This is a genomic window from Rathayibacter sp. AY1C1, from assembly GCF_002932105.1.
Classification (GTDB): Bacteria; Actinomycetota; Actinomycetes; order Actinomycetales; family Microbacteriaceae; genus Rathayibacter.
Window position 1 is genome coordinate 1 of sequence record NZ_PSWH01000031.1, and the last position, 26,350, is coordinate 26,350.

Below are 26,350 nucleotides of genomic sequence, written 5' to 3' on the forward strand. Positions count from 1 at the left end.
AACGGGCGGGGGCGTTCCGGCGGGGACGGACGGAGCGGGCTCGCACCGCGGACCGCCTCGGACGAGCTCCGCGATCCGCAGCACCCGGTCGGCCGACGTCCGGGCGGACGGGTCGTGTGCTGGGACCCGCGCGGACCTCCGCGGTCGGCGGGACGTCATGTCCTGTTCGCCTGCCGCCCCTTGCCCGCGCGCCGCTCCGAGCGCACGCTGGAGCCATGACCGCCTGGAGTCCTCTCGAGACCGTCGGCGCCGTGGTGCTCGCCCTCGCGCTGATCGGGCTCGCCGCCGCGGCCGTGGCGGTCGGAGCGGGCGACGAGATCGCGTTCATCGGCGTGCTGGTCGCCTTCGCAGTCGCGGTCACCGGGCTCGGCCTCCACATCGCCGGCCGCGAGGCGCGGTACCGCCGCGACAACCGGTGACTCCGTCGCGCTACCGCCGCGACGACGGCTGAGGAGGCGCGCTCCCGCCGCGACGACAGCCGGCCGGTCAGTGCCCGAGCTCCACCAGCAGCACGCCGGCGATGATCAGGCCGATCCCGCCGAGCATCGTCCAGGTCAGCGGGTCCTGGAACAGCCAGCGGCCGAGCACTGCCGTCAGCGCGACTCCGACCGCCGCCCAGATCCCGTAGGCCACCCCGATCGGCATGCCCTGCGCGAGCGCCCCGGCCAGCAGCGTGAACGCGACGACGTAGCCGACTCCGACCACGACGTACCAGCGCTTCCGGCCGTCCGTCGCGGGCTTGACGCTCATCGTCGCGGCGACCTCGGTGAGGATCGCGCCCGAGAGCAGCAGCCAGGCCATCAGCGCACCGCCCGGCGCGCGGCCTGCGCTCGCTGCGAGCCGATCTCGACCAGCAGCACGCCCGCGATGATCAGCACCAGCCCGATCGTCATCACGCCCGTCAGCGGCTGCCCGAAGAGCACGGCCGCGAGGACCGCCGTCAGCGCGACTCCGCATGCGCCCCACACGCCGTAGGCGACTCCGATCGGCATGCCGGCCTTGAGCACCCGGCTGAGGAGGACGAACGCCGCCAGGTAGCCCGCCACCACGAGGGCGTACCAGCCCGGCGACTCGATGGCGGCCTGGAGGGCGAGCGACGCCGTCACCTCGGTGAGGATCGCGCCGGTGAGGAGCACCCAGCTCATCGCGTGCCGTCGGATCGCGTCATCCGGCCAGCGTAGGGCGGGCGCGGAGGCGTGCGACCGCGGAACGAGGGCTCAGCGCGCGGGGAGGGTGGGAACGATCGTTCTCCGGGCAGTGACGCGCTCACCGCGCGAAGTGCTCGCGCACCTCCGCCTGCCAGCGCTCGCGGTCCTCCTCCGTGATGAACGCCGCGTCGAAGGAGTTGAGCGCCAGCTGCTCGAGCTGCGCGTCGTCCATCCCCAGCTCCTCGACCAGGGCGCGGTAGTTCTCATCCACGTAGCCGCCGAAGTAGGGCGGATCGTCGCTCGAGACCGTCACGACGAGTCCCTCGCGGAGCATCGCGGGCAGCGGGTGGTCGGCCATCGTGTCCACCGCGCGCAGGGCCACGTTCGACAGCGGGCACACCGTCACCGGGATGCGGCGCTCGCGGAGCATCGCGACCACCTCCGGGTCCTCCATCGCGCGGATCCCGTGGTCGATCCGCTCGACCTTCAGCAGCTCGACGGTGGCCGCGACCGTCTCGGGCCCGCCCTCCTCGCCGGCGTGCGCGACCAGGCGCAGTCCCTCCGCCGCGGCGCGCGCGTAGACGTCGACGAACAGCTCCGGGCCGAAGCCCACCTCGTTCGAGTCGAGCCCGACGCCGATGACGTGCTCGCGCCAGGGGAGGATCGCCGTCAGCATCTCATCGGCCGCGTCGGCGCCCAGGTCGCGGAGGAAGCACATGATCAGGTCCGTCGAGATCCCGTGGGTCTCCTCGCTCCGGCCGAGCGCACGGGTGATCCCGCTCATCACGGTGTCGAGCGCGACGCCGTTGCCGAGGTGCGTCTGCGGGTCGAAGAAGATCTCGGCGCGGCGGATGTTCGCCTTCTGCGCCCGGTCGAGGTAGCCGGTCGCGAGCTCGAAGAAGTCCCGCTCCGTCTTCAGCACGGTGAGGTTCGAGTAGTGCAGCTCCAGGAACGACGCGAGGTCGGTGAAGGAGTACCGGGCGCGGAGGGCGTCGAGGTCCTCGGTCGGCAGGGCGACCCCGTTGCGGCGCGCCATCTCGACGATGTGCTCGGGCTCGATCGTGCCCTCGAGGTGGATGTGCAGCTCGGCGCTGGGCGGGGCGGGGAAGGCCGGGCGGGGCATGCGGATCCTCCAGGTAGCGGCCGGGGCGGCGGGGTCGCTCCCGACCGTAGGCCTCCGCTGTTTCGCGCGCGTTTCCGGCGGGAGGCGCGCGATCCGGATCCGGAGCGGCCCCGCCCCCGGGTGCTAGAGCTCGCCCTGCCGCGAGGTGCCGGCCGGGATCGGGACGAGCCGCGTCACGACGGGCGGATGGGCGACGAGTCCGCGGATCGCCGCGTTGAGGCGGACGACCGGCTCGCCGGCGCCGTGCGCGTCGAGCAGGTCGCCGCTCGTCCACTTCTCCAGCATGACGATGGTGCCGTCGGGCGAGTCGTGGATCGCGTAGAGCTCGCAGCCCTCCTCCTCGTGCACCTCCGCGATGGCGGTGGAGAGGGCGGCGACGAGCGCGTCGCACTGCCCCTCGGCGGGAGTGAAGATCGCGGTGACGACGACGGGATCGGACATGGCGTGCCTTTCGGAGGGGGAGAGGATCAGCGCCGCGGGGGTGCGGCGCAGCTGGAGCGGATGACGAGGTCGGCCTGCACCTCGATGTGCTGCGGGGCCTCGGGGAGGCGGCCCTGCATGCGGGCGAGGACGAGCTCGACGCTGTGACGGGCGAGCATGTCGATCGGCTGGCGGACGACGCTGAGCGGCGGGGTGACCAGCTCGCTCCACGGGTTGTCGTCGAACACGACGACCGAGAGGGCCTCCGGGATCCGGATCCCGAGCTGGAAGAGCCGGTGCACGGCGCTGCGCACCTGCGCGCCGCTGCCCGCGGTCTGAGGAGGCCGCGGCTGCCGCGGCACCTCCGGCCGTCGGAGCAGCCGCAGGCCGGTCGCGAGCTGCCAGGCCGTGACGGCGTAGACGGAGGCGCGCTCCCAGAGGCCGTCGGGCAGCAGGTCGACGCCGGGCACGCGGGTGTCGACCTGCAGCATCAGCAGCGCGAGCAGGCCGGCCGCACCGAGCACGATCCCGACCGTCTCGAGCGCCCACGGGGCGCGGCCGCGCCGGGCCGCGGCACCGGCGACGATCGAGGCCGCGTTGCCGCCGACGATCGCCATCGCGGCGCCGACCACGTGCAGGCCGCCGATCCCGTTCTGCGCACTGGCGCTGCTCCCGTGCACGAGGCCCACCACGGCGATGCCCACGGCGTAGACCACGGCGAGGGAGAGGAACAGCCCCCGCGATCCGCCCCGCGCCGCCCGCACGGTCGTGACGGCGGCGGCGAGGTAGAGCGCCCCCTGCAGGAGGAATCCGGCGTTCATCACCGCGTGCAGCGGCGAGTCGATCGCGCGCCCCTGGAACACGCCCACCTCGGGCACGCCGAGATCGCTGATGTAGTTCCGTGCGTAGCTGTAGCCCGGGAACGCGGACGCGGCGACCGCCTCCGCTCCCACGTAGGCGAGCGCGCTCACCACCCACAGCACTCCGGCCCCACGAGTTCCCATGCGCCCATCATCCCCGGGCCCGGCCCCGCCGGTCGTCGTCGCGGACGGCTCCCCGGCTAGGCTCGCCGGATGCTGCAGGTGCGGGGTGAGTCCGGGCAGGCCGTGCTCCTCCTGCCGGGCGGGGGCGAGGCCGTCGACGGTTTCTTCCCCGGGCTGGTCGAGGGCCTGATCGTCGATCCGGGCTGCCGGGTGGTCCTCTACGACAGGCCGGGCACAGCGGGGTCGGAGGTCGCCGGCGGACTGACCGACGCCGCCGACGCCGTCCACGCCGTGCTGGCCGGCCTCGGGACAGGTCCGGTCGTCGTGATCGGCCAGAGTCTCGGCGGTGCCGTCGCGATGCTGCTCGCTCGCGATCATCCCGAGGACGTCGCGGGACTGGTGCTCCTCGACCCGACGCCCGTCAACGACACGGCACTGGCGCGTCAGGTGGAGCGGACGGCCCGGGCGACGGCGGCGCTCTCGAGACTGCCGGGGCTCGGCCCGGCACTGTCCGCGCTGCTGCGCACGAGCGCCGCCCGGTCGGCGAGGCGCCACGCGATGAGCCCGGACGCGCGCGCGGCCGCTCTCGCGATGGCGGACGTCGACCTGCCGGGGCTCGCCTCCGCCGCCGCCGGTCTGGAGCAGGTGGCGCGAGGCTTCGACGAGTCTCAGCTGCCCGCCGTCCCCGCGGCCGTGGTGACTGCGGACCGCCGGCCCGGGTCCTCCCTGCATCGCGCGCATCGGCGCGTCGCCGCCGCCCTGGACGCGCCGCTGCTGTCCTGGCCCGGAGCGGTGCACGAGGTGCACCTGAGCCACGAGCGCGAGGAGCTCGAGGTCGCCCGCACCATCGTGCGGGCCGTCGCCTCCGACTAGGTCCGGAGCCGCTGCGCCGCCGCTCCGGTCACAGGCTGAACCCGCCGTCGGTCGTGAGCACCTGCCCGACGACCCAGCTGCCCGCCGACGTGGCCAGCCATGCGATCAGCTCCGCGGGCAGGCGCGGGGCCACCCGGTACGAGGACGCCGCTCCGGCTCCGCTGCGCGAGGGAGGCCGGCGCGGACTACTCCTCGTCCGCCCGGTAGACCTTCCGGAACGCGTCCTTGCGGGCGATCCTCCCGCCGCGGAACTCGTAGATGTCGCAGCCCCGCGTGACCTGGGGTCGGCCGTCGGGGCCGGTCCCGGTGAAGGACCAGGTGGCCGCGCCGCGCGTCCCGGCGATGAGGGGAGCCCCCTCCTCGTGCCGCTCCTGTCCGATGTCGAAGGCGAGCATGAGCGCGAATCCCTCGCGGACCTGTTCCTTCCCCGTCCAGGTGCGGCCGGGCTCGGGGCCGACGGACGCGCCGTAGACGCAGTCGTCGGTCATGTGGCTCATCAGCGCTTCGAGGTCGTGGCGGGTCCAGGCGTCGCTGAACGCGGCCAGCACCTCGGGCGTCATCTCGCTCGTGCTGGTCTCGGTCGAAGAGGAGTCGTCCATGGCGGGCCTCGGTCCTTCTGATCGGTGGACCGTCGTCGGTCGCTCTGCGACCGTGGCAGGTGAGCGGCCGCAGTGGCAACGCCCTCTAGCGGTCATGTCCGGAAGCGGACGGCCGGCGGATCATTGGTCCGTCGATCCGCCGACCAGCGGGTGAGCGCGCCGGCGGGGGGCGGTGCACTGCGGGCGGCGGGAGCGGCCGCCGAGGCGACCCGCTCCACCGGGCACTGCCCCGTCTCGATGCTGAGCCCCTTCGTGAAGGCCGTGCCGAAGTCGGACGCGGGCCGGCCCTCCTCCGCCTCCTCGGTCGCGGCTCCGGGGTCGCCCGCGGCGGCCGGATGCTAGGCGCTCGCCGCCTCCTCCGCCACCTCCTCCCCGCCGACCGGCGCCGACGCGCAGGATGAGGAGCACCGGTCGCGGCGGGCACCGACTCCGCACCCGACCGGCACCGAGACCGCCACGAGCCCGCGCCGGCGGGAGGACAGCGAGAGCACCATGGGATTCTGGGGACCGACCGACGAGACCCGCGGCACGCGCCCGGTCGACGAGCCGCTCGGCGAGCTGGAGCTCGTGCACGCCTTCACCAGCGGGCCGATGCCCACCGGCGTCAGCGTCTCGCACACCGGGCGGATCTTCGTGAACTTCCCGAAGTGGGGAGACGAGGTCCCGGCCACGGTCGTGGAGCTGGTCGACGGAGCGGCGGTGCCCTACCCGGACGAGGCCTGGAACACGCCGTCGGGAATCGACGACGCCGGCGCCCTCGTCTCGGTGCAGAGTATCGTCGTCGATCCGGCCGACCGGCTCTGGATCCTCGACACCGGCAGCCCGATGTTCGAGCCGACGAAGAAGGGCGGCCCCAAGCTCGTCCGCGTCGACCTGGCGACCGACACCGTCGAGCAGGTGATCCTCCTCGAGCCGGACGTCGCCCTGCCGACCACCTACCTCAACGACGTGCGCTTCGATCTGCGGCGCGGCATCGCCTACATCACCGACTCGGCCGACTCCGGCCCGAACGGGATCATCGTCGTCGACCTCGAGGCGGGGACCGCCTGGCGCCGCCTGCACGACCACCCGAGCACGAAGGCGCTCACTCCTCCGGAGCTCGTGCCGATGGCCGAGGGCCGCGTGCTGATGAAGCGCCCGGCCGACGGCGACCCTCAGCCGGTGACGATGGGCGCCGACGGCATCGCGATCTCGGCCGACGGCGAGCGCCTCTGGTACTGCCCGCTCGCCTCCCGCCGCTGGTTCAGCGTGGCGACGGCGGCCCTGGTCGACCGGTCGGTGCCGGACGAGGACGTCGCGGCGACCGTCGTCGACGAGGGCGACAAGGGCGGGGGAGCGGACGGCCTCGAGACGGATGCGCTGGGCCGCTTCTACGCCACGAGCTACGAGAACAACGCGATCGTCCGCCGTCGCACCGACGGCACGATGGAGACGATCGTGCACGACGAGCGGCTGCTCTGGCCGGACACGATGTCGATCGCGACGGACGAGCACCTGTACGTCACCGCGAACCAGCTGCACCGCCAGGCCGACTACCAGGGCGGCACGGATCTGCGGACGTACCCGTACTCGCTGTTCCGGGTGCGGATCGGCGCGGGGCCGGTCCTCCTCCGCTGAAGGCCCCCGCCTGGTCGCCTGCGCCGAGATCCGCAGCGCGGATCAGCGCCAGTGGGCGAGCTCCGTGCGGAGGGTCCCGCGGGCGCGGGCGAGCAGTCCGCGGACGGTCGAGGTCGTGAGCCCCAGCTCGTGCGCGATCGCGTCGTAGCTGCACTGCTCCAGCTGGCGCAGCTCCCAGCAGCGGCGCTGGGCCGGGGGCATCGCGGCGAGCACCCGGTTGGCGTCGGCGGCGAGCGATCCGCAGTGCGCGGCGTGCTCCGGGTCGTCGGCGGCGGAGGCGGGGAACTCGTCGTCCAGCTCGGCTCGCAGCCGCGAGACGCTGGAGCGGAGCCGGTCGACGCTGCGGCGGCGGGCGGTCGTGACGAGCCAGCCGGCGATGGTCTCGCCGTCGATCACGCTGTCCACGTGGGTCCACGCCGCGAGGAACGTCTCCTGCACCACGTCGTCGACGTCGGCGCTGCTGCGGAGGGTGCGGGCGGCCGTCGCGCGGAGCAGCCCGGTGTAGCGGCGGACGATGGTGGCGAACGCGCGGTCGTCGCCCTCCGCGGCGCGGATGACGAGCATCCGGTCCGAGTCGGGTTCGAGCAGTGCGAGCGGCGGCGCGGCGAGGGTCGAGGGGTGGGCCCTCGGGAGGCGTGCGGGGGTGGTGGCGGTGAGCATGCGGACTCCGGTCGACTTGATGTGTACGCATGATTCGGAGGCGCGCTCCCGCCCGGTTTCCCGGGGCGGGACCCCAGTGGGAGGGGCAGATCTGTCCGGTTTCCGGGGACGTCAGCGCCGCCGCGACCACCAGCGGCGGGACCGCTCCGGCTCGGCGGCCGCCCGGGCCTCGGCCTCGGCGGCGCGATCGGCGCGCCGCTGCGACCAGGCGGCGACCTCCTCGTCGACGTCCCGGAGCCGGGTGACGACGGGCGGCCCACCCAGCAGCTGGCGGCGCGCCTCGATCACCCGCGTGTTGAAGTCGGCGAGCTCGGCGCGCACCTCCTCCTCGCGGTGCAAGCGGTCGAGGCGCTCGTCGAGCGCGCGGTCCTCGGCGCGGAGGAGGAAGGCGGCCGGGCCGATCCCGGTGAGGTTCTCGCGCTCGATCTTGCGGCGGATCCACCAGTCCGGGTCGTGGGCCGCGCCCAGGTCCGGAAGCGGCTTCCCCGATCCCGGCAGGTCGTCGAAGTCGCCGCGGCGGATCGCGAGCTGGATCGCCGTCTCGACGAACGCGGCCCGCTCGAGCGGATCCTCCGGCAGGGCGGGCTGCTCCGCCTCGTCCTCGCCCGCGGCGCCGGCCCGGTACCGGGCGGCGCGCTCCCTCGCATCCGACATCCCTCCACGCTAGATCGGGCTCCTCGCCCCGGGCAACCACCCCTCCCGCCGTCTCCGTGGTCGGCGGGCGCCGCGGGTCGACATCGCCGGACCGGCGTGCGTAGTATCGATACTCGATAACATCGACGATCGATAAGGAGCACGCCATGACGAGTGTCATCCCCAGCGGACCGGTCCGGGAGCGTCCGCGCGTGTTCCGGGTGGCCAGGGCGGTCCTGCTCATCGTCGCGGTCTTCTCCGTGCTCACCGCGCTCCTGCAGACCTGGACCGTCACCACCGGGCGCACCCTATTGGTCTTCGGGGGAGCGGACGGCCGCCTCCCGCTCCGGCGCCTCCCGCAGCTGCTGCAGGCCGAGCCGCGCGAGGGCACCGCGCCCACGCTCGCCGACGCCGCCCTCTCCCTCCGCCTGCTCGGTGCGCTGCCGAGCCTCCTCCAGGCGGTCACCATCGTCCTCGCCACGGTCTTCCTCCTGCGGGTCCTCCGCGGCATCGCGGCCGGACGCCCGTTCGACCCCTTCGTCCTCGCGAACTGGCGCCGTCTGAGCCTCGCCCTGCTGATCGGAGGAGTGGCGCAGGGCCTCGCCGACACCGCGGCGGGCCTGTACCTCAGCTCCGGCATAGGCCTGCTCTTCGCCGCTGGCCGGGTGACCGACGAGCAGCGCGACGCCTTCCTCGGCGGCGACTACCAGGCCATCGGGACGAACCTGCCGCAGTGGCCCGTCCCCGTCCTGCTCGCCGGAGTGGTGGCCCTCGCCCTGACGGCGGCGTTCCGCGCCGGCGCGAAGCTCGAACGGGACGTCGACGGCGTTGTCTGAGCCCGCCGACGACGAGAGGCACCGGATCGACTGCCACCTCGGAGCAGTGCTGGCCGAGCGCGGCGTGACCCTCACCGCCCTCTCGGCCCGCACCGGCATCACGATGGCGAACCTCTCCATCCTCAAGAACAACCGCGCCCGCGCGATCCGCTTCACGACGCTGACGCTCATCTGCGACGCGCTCGACTGCACCCCGCAGGAGCTGTTCTCGATCCGGGCCGTCGACGAGCGGGGGTAGCGGCGGGCGGATCGGCCAGGGGATCTCTGCGGGGCCGATGGTGTGGACGCCGTCCGATCCGACCGTCGATCGAGCAGGCCTCAGTCGCGCTCCACGTCCGCCCCTCCTGGGATCGGCCGGAGCTCCCCGGAGCTCGCTCTCGTCCCGACCCATGGATGAGCCTCACCAGCGCGGTCGGCGGCCTCGGCCATCGACCGTCCACAGGGGAGCGAGCTCGTCAGCGGGACCGTCGAATGCGCCTCCGGTGGATGCCGGCGGCTGCTCGCGGTCGTCCCTCCCGACGCGAATCACTCCCGAGCAGTTGTCGAGCGAGCTCGAAAGGACCCCGCAGACACGCATCGCGGGAACCCTCCGGGACCCTCGCTCCATCTCGGTGGCTTCCACCGTCGAGGGGCCCCTCCTGAAGATCCGGGCCGACTACTGGTCCCAGGAGTACATCCCCTAGGGACGTGTGCGAAGCGTCCTCGTGCGTGCTTCCGCGAACCGGTCCCGTCGCGCTGTGCGATCTCCCTGAGACGGCGGCGGTGTACCCGTCGACGAGGCCGCCGGTCATCGTCCCCGCGAGGAGCGCCCGCTTCAGACCCGCACCGACGACGAACACGTCGATCGACCCGGGGTTCCCGAACGGGAGACGGACCGTGATGCACGTCTGGTCGGGCTGAGCGGCGGTCAGCGGTCGAGGACTTGACGAATGACGAAGACCCGGTTCTCCGTCGACTCCCGCCCGACCGGGTCGAACCCGCTCGCCGTCGTCACTGAGACCCTGCTCGAGCTGGTCGGCGTGCTCGTGCGCGCCGCGCTGCGGCCGCGTCCCGCCCGCTCAGTCCAACGGGTAGCCCGGCAGCCCGTCGATGCTGACCGCGTTCCGCGTGGCGCGGTACTCGGCCATGCCGTCGGAGCCCTTCTTCTCGGCCTGGAGGAGGAGCAGGTCGCGCTCGCCGACCGGCTCCATCACCGGCACGCCCCAGCCGCACGCGTCGCTGATGCGGGTGAGCTCGACGGTGACGACCGCGCGGGTGCTCGGGTGCTCGGGGTGCTGCTCCGCGACCTCGGCGAACGCCTCCGAACCGGGCAGGTGCACGGAGCCGGTGCCGTGCAGGCGGACGATGCGCGGACGCGGTCCGAACGACGCGAACATCAGGCACACGCGCCCGTTCTCGCGCAGGTGCGCGATCGTCTCGACTCCGCTGCCCGTGTAGTCGACCCAGCCGACTCGCCGCGGGCCCAGGATCGAGAACGAGTCGTGGCCGCGCGGCGACATGTTGACGTGCCCGTCCGCGGCGAGGGGCGCGGTGGCGACGAACCACATCGGCTGCTCGTGGATCCAGGAGGCGAGGCTCTCGTCGATCTCGTCGTAGACGTGCGCCACGGGATCAGGCCCCGGCCGCGCGGCGGACCAGCTCGGTGACGGCGGCGCGCGTCTCGGCGTCGGCGGAGACGAGCGCGTAGGCGGTCGGCCAGATCGTGCCGTCGTCGAGCTGCGCGCCGTCCTGGAAGCCGAGGGTCGAGTAGCGCGTGCCGAACTTCGCGCCGGGCTGGAAGAAGACGATCGCCTTGCCGTCGGAGCGCGCGTAGGCGGGGAAGCCGTACCAGGTCTTCGGGAGGAGATCGGGGGCGGTCTCGCCGACGACGTCGTGCAGCATCTGGGCGATCGGCCGCTCCTCGTCGGTCATCGCGGCGATCGCGGCCTCCGCGTCCCTGCGGTCGGCGTCGGCCTTGTCGGCGCTCTTCTGCCGCTTCGCCTCCGCCCGCAGCTCGGCCGCACGCTGCTTCATCGCCGCGCGCTCGTCCTTCGAGAAACCGTCTTCGGAGGCCATGTCCGCCCGTCCCGTCCGTCTGCGGCTCCCGGTCCGGGAGCGTCCCCGCACATCGTGGCAGCGCCGCACTCGCCGCACAACGGCGGGAGCGAGCGCGAACGCGCGCCCCGGAAGCCCAGCCTCCGCGGTTAGCGTGGGCGGATGCGCCTCCTCCTGATCCGCCACGGCCAGACCCCCTCCAACGTCGCCGGGCTCCTCGACACCCGCATCCCCGGACCCGGGCTCACCGACCTCGGCCGCACCCAGGCCGCGGCGCTGCCCGGTCGGCTCGCCGGCGAGGGGATCGGCGCGCTGCTCGTCTCGACGATGGTCCGCACCCACGAGACGGCCGCCCCTCTCGCCGCGGCGCTCGGGCTCGAGCCGATCGAGCGCGACGGCATCCGCGAGGTCGCGGCCGCGGGGCTCGAGATGCGCGGCGACGACGCGGCGGTCGAGGAGTACATGGGCACGGTCTTCCGCTGGGCCGGCGGCGAGACGTCGATCCGGCTGGCGGGCGGCGAGACGGGCGACGAGTTCGCGGCGCGCTACGACGCGGTGGTGGCGGAGGCGGAGGCGCTCGGGCACGAGGTCGTCGCGCTGGTCAGTCACGGCGCGGCCATCCGCTGCTGGGCGGGTCTGCGCTCCCTCGACCTCGGTGCGCGCTTCATCGCCGACCACCTGCTCGACAACACCGGCGTCGTCGTCCTCGAGGGCTCGGGCGACGCGTGGACGCTCGTGTCCTGGCAGGGCGAGCCCGTCAGCGGAGTCGGCGCGGCGGCCCCCTCGGGCCCGGCGGGCGAGACCACCGTCTGAGCGACAGGGCCTCCTCGCCGGTCGAGCAGCCGCGCGGCGGCGGATGGAGACCGGCCGGAACGAGCGCCGCCGGCCGCGCCACCACGGTAACGATCGCGCAACACTCCGGAAACCAGCTCCGACCAGCACATTCACTTGCGCTGATCGGTTCACCGCCACCCCTGGACCCGCCTCCGCAATTGTCCGACGTTTGCCCCTCGGCGGCTCCGCGGCTACCGTGGTCGGCGGTCCTCACGGGCCCCGATGAACCGGTCCGCGCTCGCACGGCGTCCCCCAGGACGCGCCGCGATCGTACGGTCAACGGGAGTGGAGGCGGCCCCGAGGCCGCCTCGGACGCTCTCGCCTCCACCCCCTGCCGCGCTGAGCGGCGGGACGCACGCGGAGGCTCGACGCACGGCTGTCCCACGCTCCCGACCCGGCACCACGAGATGAGCGCAGGGCGTCGTCCCTGCGCGCCGACGGAGTGTACGTGCACCAGAACCAGCAGACCATCAGCGAGCCCCGGAGCGAGGCGGGCGCCGATCCCGCGACCCCCGCTCTCGAGGCCCGCCACCTCTTCAAGGTGTTCGGCCGGAAGCCCGACGAGGTCGTCCGCCGACTGGGCGAGGGCGCCGACCGCGGCGAGCTCGCCGGACTCGGCACGGCCGCGGTGATCGACGCGTCCTTCACCGTGCGCCGCGGCGAGATCTTCGTCGTGATGGGCCTCTCCGGCTCCGGGAAGTCCACCCTCATCCGCATGCTGAACGGGCTCCAGGAGCCCTCCGCGGGCGAGGTCCTGATCGAGGGCTCCACCATCACCGGCGTCTCCGAGGCGGAGCTGCGCCGCGTGCGCCGCTCGTCGGTGTCGATGGTGTTCCAGCACTTCGCGCTCCTCCCGCACCGCACCGTGCTCGACAACGTCGCGTACCCGCTCGAGATCCAGGGCGTCCCCGCGGCCGAGCGCCGCGAGCGGGCGATGCTCGCGGTCGAGCGCGCCGGTCTCGCCGGCTGGCACGAGAAGATGCCCGACGAGCTCTCCGGCGGCATGCGCCAGCGCGTCGGCCTCGCCCGGGCGCTCGCCGCCGACACCGACATCGTGCTGATGGACGAGGCGTTCTCGGCACTCGACCCGCTGATCCGCCGCGAGATGCAGGAGCAGCTGATCGAGCTGCAGCACGAGCTCGGCAAGACCATCGTCTTCATCACGCACGACCTCAACGAGGCCATGTTCCTCGGCGACCGCATCGCGGTGATGCGCGACGGCCGCATCGTCCAGATCGGCACCCCGGAGGAGATCCTCACCGACCCGGCGAACGACTACGTCGCCCAGTTCGTGCAGGACGTCGACCGCGCCCGCGTGCTCACCGCCTCCGCCGTGATGGAGCCCGCCCGCTCCGTGGTCACCCTCGCGGCCGGTCCCCGCGCCGCGCTGAGGAGCATGCGCGACCTGCAGACCTCGGCCGCGTTCGTGGTCGGCGGCGGACGACGGCTGCTGGGCACGGTCCGCGACCGCGACGTGATCGAGCAGGTGCGCCGGAGCACCGGCGACCTCTCGGCGGTCCTCACCTCCGACGTCGTCACCGTCGGTCCGGACACCGCCCTCAGCGAGGTCATCGAGCCCGCCGTCGAGTCGGCGCTGCCGGTCGCCGTGGTCGACGCCGACGGGCGTCTGCTCGGAGCGATCCCGCGGGTGACCCTGCTCGCGGCGCTCGGCAACGTGCCCGCCCGCACCGGCGAGCACCCGGTGATCGAGCCGCCCGCCACCGTCTCGACCGAGGTCGTCACCGCGACCCTGCACGCGACCGGAGGCCCCGTCGACGACGCCGTCCTCGCGGCGGACGGAGGTGCACGATGACCGATCTCGGATTCCGCCTCCCGCTCGGCGCCCTCGCCGAGGGTGCCGTCGACGTCCTCACGCAGACCTTCCAGCCGGTCTTCGACCTGCTGCGCACCGTCTTCGGCGCCCTCTACTCCGGCGTCGACCTCGTCCTCGCGACACCGCCCTTCTGGGTGATCGTCGCCTTCCTCGCCGTACTGGCCTACGCCGTCCGCGGCTGGGTCTTCGCGGCCGGCACCGCCGTGGGGCTCCTGCTGATCGTGGGGGTCGACCAGTGGGAGAACGCGATGGACTCCCTCGCGCTGGTGCTCGTCGCCTCCGTGATCGCCATCGCGCTGAGCGTGCCGCTGGGCGTGCTCGCCGCGCGCAACCGCACGGCCTCCGCGGTCATCCGGCCCGTCCTCGACCTGATGCAGACGATGCCGGCCTTCGTCTACCTGATCCCCGCGCTGATCCTGTTCCGGGTCGGAGTGGTGCCGGGCATCGTCGCGACCATCGTGTTCGCGATGGCGCCGGGCGTCCGGCTCACCGAGCTGGGCATCCGCGGCGTCGACCCGGAGCTCGTCGAGGCGGGGGAGTCGTTCGGCTCCTCGAAGTGGCGGATCCTCCGCCAGATCCAGCTGCCGCTGGCGCTGCCCTCGATCCTGGCGGGCCTCAACCAGGTCATCATGCTCTCGCTCTCGATGGTCGTCATCGCGGGCATGGTCGGCGCCGGAGGGCTGGGCGGCGACGTCGTCGCGAGCCTCAACCGGATCGACGTCGCGCTCGGCTTCGAGGCGGGCGTCTCCGTCGTGATCCTCGCGGTCGTCCTCGACCGGATGACCGGCGCGCTGGGCTCGCCCTCGCCGGCGAGGGTCGCCCGGGCGAAGAACCGCCGCGCCGTCATGGCGACCCGTTCGGCCGTCGGCGTCGTCTCGATCGGCCTGGTCGCGTCCCTCGGGGCCGCGACCCTCGCCGCTCCCGCCACCGCCGCCTCCGTCGACAACGGCGACCGCACCGACGTGACCGTCGCCGTGTTCCAGGGCTGGGACGAGGGGATCGCCGTCTCCGTTCTGTGGGAGGCGGTGCTCGAGGAGCAGGGCTACGACGTGACCCTGCAGAACGCCGACGTCGCCCCCGGCTTCCAGGGCCTCTCGACGGGCGACTACGACCTCGCCCTCGACACCTGGCTGCCGCTCACCCACGCCCGGTACGTCGAGCAGTACGGCGACTCGATCGTCGACCTGGGCGCGTGGAACGACGAGGCGAAGCTGACCATCGCGGTCAACGAGGACGCTCCGATCGACTCCCTCGAGGAGCTCGCCGCCGACCCGGGGGTCGTCGGGAACCGCCTGATCGGCATCGAGCCCGGCTCCGGCCTCAACAAGACGACGACCGAGGACGTCATCCCCGGCTACGGCCTGGAGGGGATGGACTACCTCACCTCGTCGACGCCGGCCATGCTCCAGGAGCTCTCGAGCGCGACCGCCGCGGGCGAGAACATCGCCGTCACGCTCTGGCGCCCGCACTGGGCCTACGACGCCTTCCCGGTCAAGGACCTCGAGGACCCGAAGGGCCTGCTCGGGCAGGCGGAGGGGATCCACTCCTTCGGCTCGGCCGCGTTCGACGCGGACTACCCGACGATGAGCCGCTGGATCCGCGACTTCCGGATGGACTCGAAGACGCTCTACTCGCTCGAGAACGCGCTGTTCAACGACGGGGCCGACGACCGCTCCGCCGCCCTCGCCGCGTGGATGGACGAGAACCGGGAGTACGTCGACACGCTGATCACCTGATCCGCCGCCACGACGGAGGCCGAGAGGCCGGGCGGCCCCGGACCAGGGCTGTCCCGGCCTCTCGGCCTTCGTCGCGCAAGGATCAGGCGGCGCTGACCCGGCGTCCCGCGGTGGCGCGGACGAGGAGGGTGACCACCAGCACCACGGCGGCGGCGACCAGCGCGGCGATCCCGGCGGGGACCGAGACGAGCTCGCCGGCGAAGCGGCCGACGGCGACCCAGGAGAGTCCCCAGACGAGCGAGAGCATCGGGGCGATGCGGCCGCGGCCGGTGACGGCGATCAGGAGTCCGACGAGCGCGGCGACGGCGAGGACGACGACCGCCCAGACCGCGGCGCCCGGACCGTCCGCGCTGCCGACTCCCGCGCCGACGAGCCCGGCGGTGACGTTCGCGGCCGTGGCCACGCACACCCAGCCGAGGTAGAGCCCGAAGGTGCCGTCCGTCACGATCGCGTCGACCACTCCGGCCGACCGGGTGGTCCGCAGGATCACGAAGATGCGCGCGAGCACGGCGAGGAGCAGGGCGATCACGACGACGCTGAGCGTCAGGAAGCCGGCCTGGACGACCAGGATCCACGCGGCGTTCAGGAGGAGGCTGGCGGCGGCCCAGTAGCCCAGCCGGCGGTGGCGGGTGCGGGCGGTCTGCGAGGGCAGGAACTGCCAGATCGCGTAGGCGATGAGGCCGGTGTAGATGACGCTCCAGATCGCGAAGGCGGGGCCGTCGGGAGCGATGGGGGTCGAGGACGCGGTCAGGGCGCCGCCGGCCGCGTTCTGGATCTGCGTGCCGCCCGCGGCGCCCGAGCCGATGAACGAGCCGATGAGGGCGAGCACCGCGCTCACGGCGACGACGACCTGGCGGATCCGGTCGGCGCGGTCGGGGGTTCGTGTGGCGGTCATGTCGCTCCTCCATTAGTCAGCTGGCTGAGTAATGAGAGTAGCGCGATTCCGCTCCCCGTCCACTGGGGCTTGCGGCGCGGCCCCGGCCCTGGATGAGGGCCGGGGCCGGATTCTCAGGCGCGGGCGGCCGCGTACTGCTCGCGGATCACAGGGTGGTGGTCCGGCGCGGGCTCGGCCACCGAGGTGACGGTCCACGTCGGACACGATCCGGTCAGCGCCCAGGCGGCCTGCACGGCGGCACCGTCGGCCACGTACTCGCCGGGCGTCGGCACCTGCACGGGCACGTCGAACACCTGCGATGCAGCGAGCTGCACGGCGCGGTTCTGCGCGGCTCCGCCGATGAGGAGGATGCGCCGCGCCTCCACTCCCTGCGCGCGAACGGCGTCGAGCCCGTCGGCCAGTCCGCAGAGCATGCCCTCGATCGCCGCGCGGGCGAGGTTCGGTCGCGTGGTCGAGGCGATGGTCATCCCGTGCAGGCTCGCGGTCGCGTCCGGCAGGTTCGGCGTGCGCTCGCCCTCGAAGTAGGGGACCAGCACGAGGCCGTCGGCACCCGGCTCCGCCTCCAGCGCCAGTGCGGCGAACTCGTCGAAGTCGCTGCCGAGCAGGGTCGCGGTCGAGGCCAGCACGCGCGCGGCGTTGAGCGTCGCGACCAGAGGCAGGAAGCGCCCGCTCGCATCGGCGAAGCCGGCGACGGTCCCGGAGGCGTCGCGCACCGGGTCGTCCGTGACGGCGAAGACGGTGCCGCTCGTGCCGATGCTGACGACCACGTCGCCGGGGCCGGCGCCGAGGCCGAGCGCGGCGCCCGCGTTGTCGCCCGCGCCGGGGCCGACGACGAGTCCGCTCTCGGTGCGGCCCGCCTCCTCCGAGGGGCCGAGCACGCGGGGGAGCAGCGGGCGGTGGCCGAGGGCGCGCTCGAGCAGGTCGAGGTCGTAGCCGTCCGCTCCCCAGTACGAGGTGCCGGACGCGTCCGACCGGTCGGTCGTGAGGGCGTCGAGCTGCGGACCGCGGGCGGAGTCGGGGCCGTAGCCGAGCAGGCGCCAGGTCAGCCAGTCGTGGGGGAGCGCGACGGCGGCGACACGGGCGGCGTTCTCGGGTTCGGCGTCGCGCAGCCAGCGGAGCTTGGTGGCGGTGAAGGAGGCGACCGGCACCGATCCGGTCCGCTCCGCCCAGGCCCCGGCTCCGAGCTCCTCGATGAGCGCGGCGGCGGCGGGCGCGCTGCGGGTGTCGTTCCAGAGCAGAGCGGGGCGGATGACGGCGCCGCTCTCGTCGAGGACGACCATGCCGTGCTGCTGGCCGCCGACCGAGATCGCGGCGACGTCGTCGAGCCCGCCGGCGTCGGCGAGGGCGAGCTGCAGCGCCTCCCACCACGCGGCCGGATCGACCTCGGTGCCGTCCGGGTGGCTCGCCCGGCCGGTGCGCACCACGGCGCCGGTGTCGAGGTCGCGGACGACCACCTTGCAGCTCTGGGTCGACGAGTCGATCCCTGCGACGAGCGTCATCGCTGTCCTCTTTCGTTGGGGGGTTCGGGTTCGGGCGTCCGGTGCGGAACCGGGCCGGATGCAGGAGAACGGACGAGATCCCGTGCCGGTGCAGGGGATCTCGTCCGTCTCAGGTCGTCCCGCGGCTGACCGCGGGCTCAGAGGGTGCGGGTCAGCCGCGGGCGCCGAGCAGGTGCTCGGTGGCCAGCTGCTGCAGGCGCACGAAGCCGAAGCCCTTGCCGCCGAGGTAGGCGTCGGCGTCGAACGACTCGTACGAGGCGGTGTCCGCGAGCAGGTCGTCGTACGACTCGCCCTCGTTCAGCGTCGGGGTGGAGAGCTCGGCGACCTTGGCGGCGGCCAGCGCCTCCTGCACCTCGGGGTCGGCGCGGAAGGCCGCGGCGCGCTCCTTGAGCAGCAGGTAGGTGCGCATGTTCGCGGCGGCCGAGTCCCAGACTCCGGTCTCGTCCTCGGTGCGCGAGGGCTTGTAGTCGAAGTGGCGCGGGCCGTCGTAGGCCGGGACGCCGCCGGGGCCGCCGTTCTCGAGGAGGTCGACGAGCGAGAACGCGTTGTGCAGGTCGCCGTGGCCGAAGACCAGGTCCTGGTCGTACTTGATGCCGCGCTGGCCGTTGAGGTCGATGTGGAAGAGCTTGCCGTGGTACAGCGCCTGGGCGATGCCGGCGGTGAAGTTCAGACCCGCCATCTGCTCGTGGCCGACCTCGGGGTTCACGCCGACGAGCTCGGGACGCTCGAGGGAGTCGATGAACGCGATCGCGTGGCCGAGCGTGGGCAGCAGGATGTCGCCGCGGGGCTCGTTCGGCTTGGGCTCGATGGCGAAGCGGATGTCGTAGCCCTTGTCGGTGACGTAGTCGCCGAGCAGGTTGACGGCCTCGCGGTAGCGCTCGAGCGCGGCGCGGATGTCCTTGGCGGAGTCGTACTCGGCGCCCTCGCGGCCGCCCCACATGACGAACGTCTTCGCGCCCAGCTCGGCGGCGAGGTCGATGTTGCGGAGGACCTTGCGCAGCGCGAAGCGGCGGACGTCGCGGTCGTTCGAGGTGAAGCCGCCGTCCTTGAAGACCGGGGCGCTGAAGAGGTTGGTGGTGACCATCGGCACGACGAGGCCGGTGGACTCCAGCGCGCCCTTGAGGCGGTCGATCTGGGTCTGGCGCTCGGCGTCGGTGGAGCCGAAGGCGAACAGGTCGTCGTCGTGGAAGGTGAGGCCGTACGCGCCGAGCTCGTCGAGCTTCTCGACCGCGTGGACGACGTCGAGCGGCTCGCGGGTCGGGCCGCCGAACGGGTCCGTCCCGTTGTAGCCGATGGTCCAGAGGCCGAACGAGAACTTGTCGGCGCGGGTGGGGGTCAGGGACATGGGATCCGAATCCTTTCCGGCGACGTCGCCGAATTGTTGTTGAGCCCAACATATCTCCTGAGGATCGAGAGGCGCAACGAGCGGAAGGCCCGGCGCGTCGCCCTCCGGCCCCATCGCGGGTGCCGCCCGCTCGTGCCGCGGAACCGCTCGCGGAGCGGGCCGGTGCCCGGGGAGGACGTCGCGAGGATCGCTTGCGCAAGCGCTTCGACTGTGCGTACAGTCGCTCCAGCACGACCGGTCGAAGCGCTTCGAAGCTCGACCGCGACCGACGACGACGTCCGGCAGGAGGAGCCATGGCGACCATCCACGACGTGGCCCGCGCTGCCGGAGTCTCGATCAGCACCGTCTCCTACGCCCTCTCCGGCAAGCGCTCGATCGCCGCCTCCACACGGCAGCGCGTCGACGACGCGGTGCGCCAGCTCGGCTACCGGCCCCACGCGGGAGCCCGGATGCTCGCCGGGGCGCGGACCCACATCCTCGCCCTCTCCGCCCCGATGCGCGGCGAGCTGCATCTGCCGACCCACATGCGCTTCGTCACCGAGGTGCTCGAGCGCGCCCGGGAGTCGGACTACGACGTCCTGCTGCTCGTCACCGACGAGGCCTCCAGCGGCATCGGGCGCGTGTCCTCCTCCTCGCTCGTCGACGGCATCGTCCTGATGGGCGTCGACGACGACGACGACCGCGCCGAGCTGATCCGCGCGGCCGGGGTCCCCGCCACCTTCATCGGCGTGCCCGCCGACTCCCACGATCTCGCCTGCGTCGACCTCGACTTCGCCGAGGCCGCCCGCCAGAGCGTCCGCCGGCTCGCCGAGCTGGGCCACCGCTCGCTCGGCCTGCTCGAGCACCCGCAGTCCTACACCGACCGCAACGCAGGCTTCGTCCGCCGCTTCGACGAGGCGTTCCGCGCCGAGGCCGCAGCGCTCGGAGTCGAGATCGCGGTCGAGCGCCCGCACATCGGCCGCCCGAGCGCATCGGCCGCGATCGACGCGATCCTCGGAGCACCCGTCCCGCCGACCGCGCTCGTGCTGCACTGCAACGAGCCCGTGGCGGAGGCGGCGATCGAGCGCGTCCTCGAGCGCGGCCTCTCCGTCCCCGGCGACCTGTCGATCCTGGCGGCCTGCGCCAGCTACGACGGCGGCGCCCTCCCTGTCCCCACCAGCAGTCTTCCCCTCCCGTTCGACGCGATGTGTCGAGCGGCCGTCGCGCGGACCCTCCAGCAGATCGACTCCGGCCGCACCGTCGGCGTCGAGCTGCTCCCGCCCTCCTACGTCGACCGCGGATCCCTCGCGGTCGCTCCGACCGGCGCTCCGGTGCCGGCGGTCCCGTCCGGCACTCCCGCGCCGGCCTCCCTCTAGTCCTCCACCCTCTTCCTGCCCGCTCCGGCTCTGCGCACTGTCGAAACGCTTCGACACCACGCCCCCGCGAGAGAGCGCTCCCTGCACCACCTCCGCAGCACCACCGCACCGTTCGAAGGAGAACCACCGCAATGTCGCTCCGATCCCGCTCCGCCTTCCACCGCCCGACCGCCGGTCTCAGCCGGCGCAACCTCCTCGCCGGCGGAGTCGGCCTCAGCGCGATGTTCGCGCTGGCCGCCTGCTCCGGTGGCGGCTCCGACGCCGGCTCCGACGCGCTCTCGACCACGGTCGACGGCGCCGGCCGCACCCTCACGCTCTGGGACTTCGAGACGCCCGACAGCGACCGCGGCATCGCCTGGCTCGCCGCCCGCGACATCTTCACCCAGGAGACGGGGGCCGAGATCGCGTACGAGTTCAAGGCCTTCGAGCAGCTGCGCACCGGCGCCAGCCAGATCTTCAACTCCAACTCGGCGCCCGACGTCGTCGAGTACAACAAGGGCAACGCGACCAGCGGGCTCCTCTCGAGCCAGGGCCTGCTCACCAACCTCGACGAGGCGGTCGCGTTCTACGGCTGGGACTCGCTGATCCCCGGCGCGCTGCAGACCACCGCGAAGTACGACGAGAACGGGATCATGGGCTCCGGCTCCTGGTACGGCATCCCCAACTACGGCGAGTTCACCTTCGTCTACTACAACAAGGACGCCTTCGCCGCGAACGGCCTCGAGGTACCCACCACCTACGAGGAGTTCACGGCCGTCCTCGACGCCTTCGTGGCCAAGGGGATCACCCCGCTGGCCGAGGCCGGCGCCGAGTACCCGCTGCAGCAGCTCTTCTACCAGCTCGCGCTGCTGAAGGCCGACCGCTCCTGGATCACCGACTACCAGACCTACACGGGCGAGGTCGACTTCGAGGACGCGGCCTGGAGCTACGCGGCCGACCAGCTGAAGACCTACGTCGACAAGGGCTACTTCTCGGCCGACGCCTCCGGGCTGAAGGCGGAGGACGCGGGCACGGCGTTCATCTCGGGCGAGTACCCGATCTTCTTCTCGGGCTCCTGGTGGTTCGGCCGCTTCAAGACCGAGATCACCGGATTCGAGTGGGACACGTTCCTCTTCCCGGGCGCCGAGTTCACGATGGGCTCCGCCGGCAACCACTGGGTGATCCCGGAGACGGCGAAGAACAAGGACCTCGCCTACAAGTGGATCGACATCACGATGCGACCCGAGATCCAGAACCTCATCGGCAACAACGGAGGCATCCCGCTGGTCGTCGACGAGAGCGCCATCACCGACGAGAAGAGCAAGGCGCTGCTCTCGCAGTGGAAGACGGTCGTCGACGGCGACCAGCTCTCCTTCTACCCCGACTGGCCCACCGCGACCTTCTACGACGACCTGGTCGCCGCCACGCAGGAGCTCATCAACGGCTCCTCCGACGAGTCCGCCATGCTCTCCGACCTCCAGGCCAAGTACGACGACGGAGTCGCCGACATCACGTGACGCGGAAGCGTCACGTGATGTCGGCCACGGCGGCCGGCCCCGCGCCTGCAGGCGCGGAACGGCCGTGGAAGACCTGAGGACGTGACGGCGACCCCTCGAGGGGGTCGCACGAACACCGCCGAGCCTCCACCCCCCCGCTGGATGCCGCTCCGGTACACGACACGCCGTCGCCTCCGTACCGGAGCGGCATCCCGCGGCAGCACACCCACGACCCCGTCCGACCTAGGAGTACCCATGACGACGACAGCACCTCGTCGCGCGGAGAGCGCGCCGCCTTCCACGACGCCGCCCCGCGAGAAGCGCTCCGGCGGCTACTGGCTCTACCTGATCCCCGGGTTCGTGCTCTTCACGTTCATCGTGCTGATCCCGCTGATCTGGAACGTCTACATCAGCTTCACGTCCTGGCGCGGCATCAAGCCGCCGATCTTCATCGGCCTCGACAACTGGATCGAGCTGATGGGCGACGACCAGTTCTGGACCTCGTTCCTCAACTCGGTCTACATGATCATCGCGATGGTGATCGTCCCCACGATCCTCGGACTCCTGCTCGCGGCGATCCTCTTCGATCTCGTCGGCAAGAAGTTCGGCGGGCGCCTGGCGAGCTTCCTCCGTGCCACCTACTACCTCCCGCAGATCCTGCCGACCGTCATCGCCGCGATCGTCATCGGCTGGATCCTCCGCCCCGACAACGGCGCGCTGAACTCGATCCTCGAGGCCGTCGGGCTCGGCTCCCTCTCGCACGACTGGCTCGGCAAGCCGGACACCGCGATGCTCTCGATCATGGTCGTGATGATCTGGGTGCAGCTGGGCTACCCGGTCGTCATCTTCATGGCGGCGCTGCAGCGCGTGGACCCCGAGCTCTACGAGGCGGCGGAGCTCGACGGGGCGAACTGGTTCCAGCGCTTCCGCTGGATCACGGTCTCGATCATCCGGCCCGAGATCTTCGTGGTCACCCTCACCTGCACCATCGCCGCGCTGAAGGTCTTCGGCCCGATCTACGCCCTGACCCGCGGCGGCCCCGGCGACTCCACGATCGTCCCCTCCTACTACTCGTACACCGAGTTCTTCCAGAAGCAGCAGGTGGGCTACGGCGCCACCATCGCGACCGCGCTCACGATCGTCATCGTGATCCTCGCCGTGCTGTTCATCCGCGCCCAGGAGCGCGTCGAGCGCAGCGAAGGAGCCCGCTGATGTCGGCCATCGAGACCCTGCCCCTCATCCAGGCCGGCACGGAGGACGCGGACCTCTCGTCCTCCCGTCCCGCCAAGCCCGCGAAGGGCACGACGAAGCGCACCCTCGGCGACTGGGTGATCCTCGCCGTCGCCGTGGTGATCGGGCTCGTGATCATCAGCCCGGTGCTGCTGATCCTGCTCAACTCCTTCAAGACCCCCGCGGAGTACTCGGCGAACGGCCCGCTCGCCTTCCCGACCGGCCTCTCCTTCGACGGCCTCTCGACCTTCTGGAGCCGCGTCGACTTCCCCGAGAAGCTCGGCAACTCGATCCTCATCTCGGGGTCGGTCGCGATCCTCGCCGTCGCCCTCTCGGTGCTGAACGCCTACGCGATCGGCATCGGCCGGGTCCGCGGCCGGAGCTGGATCATCGTCCTGTTCCTGCTGGCGAACATGCTCCCGCAGGAGGCCCTGCTCTACCCGCTGTACTACATGTTCAAAGCGGTCGGGATCTACGACACCCAGCTGTCGGTCATCGTCATCTTCACCGTCATCCAGTCGGCGTTCGGCACCTATCTGCTCTCGAGCGTCTACGGCACCTTCCCGAAGGAGATCCTCGAGGCCGCGGCTCTCGACGGCGCCTCGAAGTGGCAGGTCCTCACCCGGGTGATCGTCCCGATCTCGCGGCCCACCCTCTCGGTGCTGATGATCTTCTTCTTCATCTGGACCTGGAACGAGTTCCTCATCCCGCTGGTCTTCCTGGTGAGCGACGCGACGCAGACCGTCCCGATCGCGATCTCGAGCCTCCAGGGCGACAAGATCATGGACGTCACCACGACCAGCGCGAGCGCCCTCCTGGGCCTTCTCCCGACGCTGATCTTCTTCCTGATCTTCCAGCGCACCCTCACGCGCGGCATCACCGCCGGCGCGGTCAAGTAGCCCTCTCTCCCTCCGTCGGCGCCTCCCTCGCGGGATCCGCCGGCGCGCCATCGAAAGGCACCCCCATGAAGTTCACCGACGGGTTCTGGCAGACGCGGGCCGGATTCACGCCCCTGTTCGCGCAGGAGGCGTACGACATCCGCACCGACGGCACCTCGCTCGAGGTGATCGCCCCGACCCGGGTCATCCAGGGCCGCGGCGACGTCCTCAACCGGCCGGCGCTCACGGTCGCGGTGTCCTCGCCGGCCGAGGGGGTCGCGCGGGTGCGGATCGAGCACTGGCGCGGGACGGCGGTGCGGCCCGGCTTCGAGCTGGCCGGGGGCGACGTCGGAGCGGCGGAGGTGACGGAGTCCGGCGGCGTGCTGCGCACCGGCGACCTCGAGGTCCGGATCAGGCAGGGCGCTCCGTGGTCGCTGGAGTTCTGGGACACCTCGACCGGCACGCGCCTCACCGGCTCCGGGCACAAGGCGCAGGGCTACCTGACCGGACCGGACGGAGCCGCCTACCTGCACGAGCAGCTCGACCTCGGCGTCGGCGAGCTGGTCTACGGGCTCGGCGAGCGCTTCGGCCCCTTCGTGAAGAACGGCCAGACCGTGGATGTGTGGAACGCCGACGGCGGCACCTCCTCGGAGCAGGCCTACAAGAACGTCCCGTTCTACCTCTCCAGCCGCGGCTACGGCGTGCTCGTCAACGATCCCGGCCTCGTCTCGTTCGAGATCGGCTCCGAGGCGGTCGAGCGCGTGCAGTTCTCGGTCGGTGGCGAGGCGCTGGAGTACCTGGTGATCCAGGGCCCGACGAAGAAGGACGTGCTGCGGCGCTACACCGGCCTCGCGGGCCGCCCCTCCGTCGTGCCCGCCTGGAGCTACGGACTGTGGCTGACGACCAGCTTCACCACGAGCTACGACGAGGAGACGGTGAACTCCTTCATCGACGGCTTCGCGGAGCGGGAGCTGCCGCTGTCGGCGTTCCACTTCGACTGCTTCTGGATGCGCGAGTTCCAGTGGACCGACCTCGAGTGGGACCCGCGCACCTTCCCGGACCCCGAGGGGATCCTCGCCCGCCTGCACGAGCGCGGGCTGCACACCTGCGTCTGGATCAATCCGTACATCGCGCAGGCGTCGCCGCTGTTCGCTGAGGGGCGCGAGAAGGGGTACCTGCTCAGAACGGCCTCCGGCGACGTCTGGCAGTGGGACATGTGGGTCGCCGGCATGGCGCTGATCGACTTCACGAATCCGGAGGCGACCTCCTGGTTCCAGGAGAAGCTCCGCGTCCTCGTGCGCCAGGGCGTCGACTCCTTCAAGACCGACTTCGGCGAGCGGATCCCGTCGGAGGGCGTCGTCTGGGCCGACGGGACCGACCCCGAGGCCATGCACAACTGGTACACCCAGCTCTACAACCGCGCGGTGCACGAGGTGCTCGAGCAGGAGCTCGGCGAGGGCCGCGCGGTCCTCTTCGCCCGCAGCGCCACGGTCGGCGGGCAGTCGCTGCCGGTGCACTGGGGCGGGGACAACACCTCCTCCTACGTGTCGATGGCCGAGACCCTGCGCGGAGGCCTCTCGCTCGCGCTGGGCGGGTTCGGCTTCTGGGCGCACGACATCGGCGGCTTCGAGGGAACGCCCGATCCCGGAGTGTTCAAGCGCTGGCTCGCGTTCGGCCTGCTCTCCTCGCACTCGCGGCTGCACGGATCCTCCTCGGTGCGCGTGCCGTGGGCGTTCGACGAGGAGGCCGTGGAGGTCACCCGGCTCTTCACCCGGCTGAAGCTCTCGCTGATGCCCTACCTCTTCGCGGCGGGGGCGGAGGCGGCGAGCACCGGCGTCCCGATCATGCGGCCGATGGCGCTCGAGTTCGAGGACGACCGCAGCGCCGCCCACCTCGACACGCAGTATTTGCTCGGGCAGGACCTGCTCGTCGCTCCGGTGTTCACCGAGGACGGCACGGTCGAGTTCTACCTCCCGCGCGGGACGTGGACGAGCTGGTGGACGGGCGAGCGGACCGTCTCGACGGGGGAGTGGCGCCGTGAGGTCCACGGCTTCGACTCGCTGCCGCTGTACGTGCGCGAGGGCGCGGTGATCCCGGTAGGGGCCCGCCAGGACTCGGCCGAGTACGACTACCTCGACGGGCTCGAGCTGAGGGTGTTCCCGGGACCGGACGGAGCGACGCCGGTCCGGGTCGTCGCGCACGACACGGGGGAGGCGACGGTCTTCACCGTGACGCGCTCCCGCGGCGACGTCTCGGTCGACGGCCCGGCCGGCACCTGGACCTGGGTCGAGGCCTGAGCGGCGCCCTCCTGCTGATCGAGCAGTGGGCGCAGCCCTCCCCTCG

At 72.3% G+C, this 26,350-nt stretch carries 26 protein-coding genes; 13 read left to right on the plus strand and 13 right to left on the minus strand.

Features of this window, described 5'->3' with window-relative positions:
* The first annotated feature begins 215 nt into the window (after positions 1–215).
* On the plus strand, positions 216–419 hold the full coding sequence (locus tag C5C71_RS13635; protein WP_104248362.1) for a hypothetical protein: 204 nt from the start codon (positions 216–218) through the stop codon (positions 417–419).
* A 67-nt stretch (positions 420–486) separates the two neighbouring features.
* Here C5C71_RS13635 and C5C71_RS13640 read toward each other — a convergent pair whose 3' ends face one another.
* The 5 genes from C5C71_RS13640 to C5C71_RS13660 form a co-directional block, all read right to left on the minus strand.
* Positions 487–801, minus strand: coding sequence for a multidrug efflux SMR transporter (locus C5C71_RS13640; protein WP_104337868.1), 315 nt, complete (start codon positions 799–801; stop codon positions 487–489).
* A complete protein-coding gene (locus C5C71_RS13645) occupies positions 801–1,145 on the minus strand; it encodes a multidrug efflux SMR transporter (RefSeq protein WP_104273489.1) in 345 nt (114 codons plus the stop codon). Before C5C71_RS13645 ends, C5C71_RS13640 begins: the two co-directional genes overlap by 1 nt.
* 121 nt (positions 1,146–1,266) lie before the next feature.
* Positions 1,267–2,271, minus strand: coding sequence for an adenosine deaminase (locus C5C71_RS13650; protein ID WP_104337869.1), 1,005 nt, complete (start codon positions 2,269–2,271; stop codon positions 1,267–1,269).
* 123 nt (positions 2,272–2,394) lie between these two features.
* Positions 2,395–2,712: a putative quinol monooxygenase gene (locus tag C5C71_RS13655; protein ID WP_104337870.1), complete on the minus strand. Its 318-nt coding sequence runs from the start codon at positions 2,710–2,712 to the stop codon at positions 2,395–2,397.
* 26 nt (positions 2,713–2,738) lie between these two features.
* Positions 2,739–3,695 carry a DUF998 domain-containing protein gene (locus tag C5C71_RS13660; RefSeq protein WP_258068733.1) on the minus strand — a complete coding sequence of 319 codons (957 nt, stop codon included), beginning with the start codon at positions 3,693–3,695 and terminating at the stop codon, positions 2,739–2,741.
* 69 nt (positions 3,696–3,764) lie between these two features.
* Between C5C71_RS13660 and C5C71_RS13665 the strand changes: the two genes are divergently transcribed.
* Positions 3,765–4,547, plus strand: coding sequence for an alpha/beta fold hydrolase (locus C5C71_RS13665; protein WP_104337871.1), 783 nt, complete (start codon positions 3,765–3,767; stop codon positions 4,545–4,547).
* Positions 4,548–4,732: 185 nt separating this feature from the next.
* On the opposite strand, the gene C5C71_RS13675 is transcribed toward C5C71_RS13665, so the two are convergent.
* Positions 4,733–5,146 carry a nuclear transport factor 2 family protein gene (locus C5C71_RS13675; protein ID WP_219814199.1) on the minus strand — a complete coding sequence of 138 codons (414 nt, stop codon included), beginning with the start codon at positions 5,144–5,146 and terminating at the stop codon, positions 4,733–4,735.
* Positions 5,147–5,638: 492 nt separating this feature from the next.
* Here C5C71_RS13675 and C5C71_RS13680 point away from each other — a divergent pair, with 492 nt between their 5' ends.
* Positions 5,639–6,763, plus strand: coding sequence for an L-dopachrome tautomerase-related protein (locus C5C71_RS13680; protein WP_104248122.1), 1,125 nt, complete (start codon positions 5,639–5,641; stop codon positions 6,761–6,763).
* 42 nt (positions 6,764–6,805) lie between these two features.
* Here C5C71_RS13680 and C5C71_RS13685 read toward each other — a convergent pair whose 3' ends face one another.
* Together C5C71_RS13685 and C5C71_RS13690 are read right to left on the minus strand one after the other, a co-directional pair.
* A complete protein-coding gene (locus C5C71_RS13685; RefSeq protein ID WP_104324710.1) occupies positions 6,806–7,423 on the minus strand; it encodes an RNA polymerase sigma factor in 618 nt (205 codons plus the stop codon).
* Between the two features lie 111 nt (positions 7,424–7,534).
* Positions 7,535–8,077, minus strand: coding sequence for a DUF1992 domain-containing protein (locus C5C71_RS13690; protein ID WP_104337872.1), 543 nt, complete (start codon positions 8,075–8,077; stop codon positions 7,535–7,537).
* Positions 8,078–8,223: 146 nt separating this feature from the next.
* Between C5C71_RS13690 and C5C71_RS13695 the strand changes: the two genes are divergently transcribed.
* Both C5C71_RS13695 and C5C71_RS13700 read left to right on the plus strand, forming a co-directional pair.
* Positions 8,224–8,892, plus strand: a complete 669-nt coding sequence (locus C5C71_RS13695) for a hypothetical protein (RefSeq protein WP_104337873.1) — start codon at positions 8,224–8,226, stop codon at positions 8,890–8,892.
* Entirely contained in the window at positions 8,885–9,130 is a 246-nt protein-coding gene (locus C5C71_RS13700) for a helix-turn-helix transcriptional regulator (protein ID WP_104224883.1), read from the plus strand. Before C5C71_RS13695 ends, C5C71_RS13700 begins: the two co-directional genes overlap by 8 nt.
* 820 nt (positions 9,131–9,950) lie before the next feature.
* Here C5C71_RS13700 and C5C71_RS13710 read toward each other — a convergent pair.
* Together C5C71_RS13710 and C5C71_RS13715 are read right to left on the minus strand one after the other, a co-directional pair.
* The gene (locus tag C5C71_RS13710; RefSeq protein ID WP_104337875.1) at positions 9,951–10,499 is read right to left on the minus strand and encodes a pyridoxamine 5'-phosphate oxidase family protein; all 549 of its coding nucleotides are present in this window, start codon (positions 10,497–10,499) and stop codon (positions 9,951–9,953) included.
* Between the two features lie 4 nt (positions 10,500–10,503).
* Positions 10,504–10,947 carry a hypothetical protein gene (locus tag C5C71_RS13715; RefSeq protein ID WP_104227361.1) on the minus strand — a complete coding sequence of 148 codons (444 nt, stop codon included), beginning with the start codon at positions 10,945–10,947 and terminating at the stop codon, positions 10,504–10,506.
* Between the two features lie 141 nt (positions 10,948–11,088).
* On the opposite strand from C5C71_RS13715, the gene C5C71_RS13720 reads away from it, so the two are divergent.
* From C5C71_RS13720 to C5C71_RS18080, 3 genes are all read left to right on the plus strand, one after another.
* The gene (locus C5C71_RS13720) at positions 11,089–11,739 is read left to right on the plus strand and encodes a histidine phosphatase family protein (RefSeq protein ID WP_104337876.1); all 651 of its coding nucleotides are present in this window, start codon (positions 11,089–11,091) and stop codon (positions 11,737–11,739) included.
* Between the two features lie 469 nt (positions 11,740–12,208).
* Positions 12,209–13,573 (plus strand): glycine betaine/L-proline ABC transporter ATP-binding protein, encoded by a 1,365-nt coding sequence (locus tag C5C71_RS13725; RefSeq protein WP_258062383.1) that lies wholly within the window; start codon positions 12,209–12,211, stop codon positions 13,571–13,573.
* Positions 13,570–15,330 carry an ABC transporter permease/substrate binding protein gene (locus C5C71_RS18080; protein WP_104337877.1) on the plus strand — a complete coding sequence of 587 codons (1,761 nt, stop codon included), beginning with the start codon at positions 13,570–13,572 and terminating at the stop codon, positions 15,328–15,330. The genes C5C71_RS13725 and C5C71_RS18080 overlap by 4 nt, the downstream gene beginning before the upstream one ends.
* A gap of 82 nt (positions 15,331–15,412) precedes the next feature.
* On the opposite strand, the gene C5C71_RS13735 is transcribed toward C5C71_RS18080, so the two are convergent.
* From C5C71_RS13735 to xylA, 3 genes are all read right to left on the minus strand, one after another.
* Positions 15,413–16,225, minus strand: a complete 813-nt coding sequence (locus tag C5C71_RS13735) for a tryptophan-rich sensory protein (protein ID WP_104224878.1) — start codon at positions 16,223–16,225, stop codon at positions 15,413–15,415.
* A gap of 113 nt (positions 16,226–16,338) precedes the next feature.
* Positions 16,339–17,724: a xylulokinase gene (gene xylB / locus C5C71_RS13740; protein ID WP_104337878.1), complete on the minus strand. Its 1,386-nt coding sequence runs from the start codon at positions 17,722–17,724 to the stop codon at positions 16,339–16,341.
* Positions 17,725–17,875: 151 nt separating this feature from the next.
* Positions 17,876–19,069, minus strand: a complete 1,194-nt coding sequence (gene xylA, locus C5C71_RS13745; protein WP_104227357.1) for a xylose isomerase — start codon at positions 19,067–19,069, stop codon at positions 17,876–17,878.
* Between the two features lie 293 nt (positions 19,070–19,362).
* Between xylA and C5C71_RS13750 the strand changes: the two genes are divergently transcribed.
* From C5C71_RS13750 to yicI, 5 genes are all read left to right on the plus strand, one after another.
* Positions 19,363–20,424, plus strand: coding sequence for a LacI family DNA-binding transcriptional regulator (locus tag C5C71_RS13750; protein WP_104337879.1), 1,062 nt, complete (start codon positions 19,363–19,365; stop codon positions 20,422–20,424).
* A gap of 131 nt (positions 20,425–20,555) precedes the next feature.
* The gene (locus tag C5C71_RS13755) at positions 20,556–21,920 is read left to right on the plus strand and encodes an ABC transporter substrate-binding protein (protein ID WP_258060612.1); all 1,365 of its coding nucleotides are present in this window, start codon (positions 20,556–20,558) and stop codon (positions 21,918–21,920) included.
* Positions 21,921–22,154: 234 nt separating this feature from the next.
* Positions 22,155–23,111 (plus strand): carbohydrate ABC transporter permease, encoded by a 957-nt coding sequence (locus tag C5C71_RS13760; RefSeq protein ID WP_104337880.1) that lies wholly within the window; start codon positions 22,155–22,157, stop codon positions 23,109–23,111.
* Positions 23,111–24,028, plus strand: a complete 918-nt coding sequence (locus C5C71_RS13765) for a carbohydrate ABC transporter permease (RefSeq protein ID WP_104337881.1) — start codon at positions 23,111–23,113, stop codon at positions 24,026–24,028. Before C5C71_RS13760 ends, C5C71_RS13765 begins: the two co-directional genes overlap by 1 nt.
* Positions 24,029–24,093: 65 nt before the next feature.
* Positions 24,094–26,304, plus strand: coding sequence for an alpha-xylosidase (gene yicI, locus C5C71_RS13770; protein WP_104337882.1), 2,211 nt, complete (start codon positions 24,094–24,096; stop codon positions 26,302–26,304).
* The last annotated feature ends 46 nt before the right edge of the window (positions 26,305–26,350 follow it).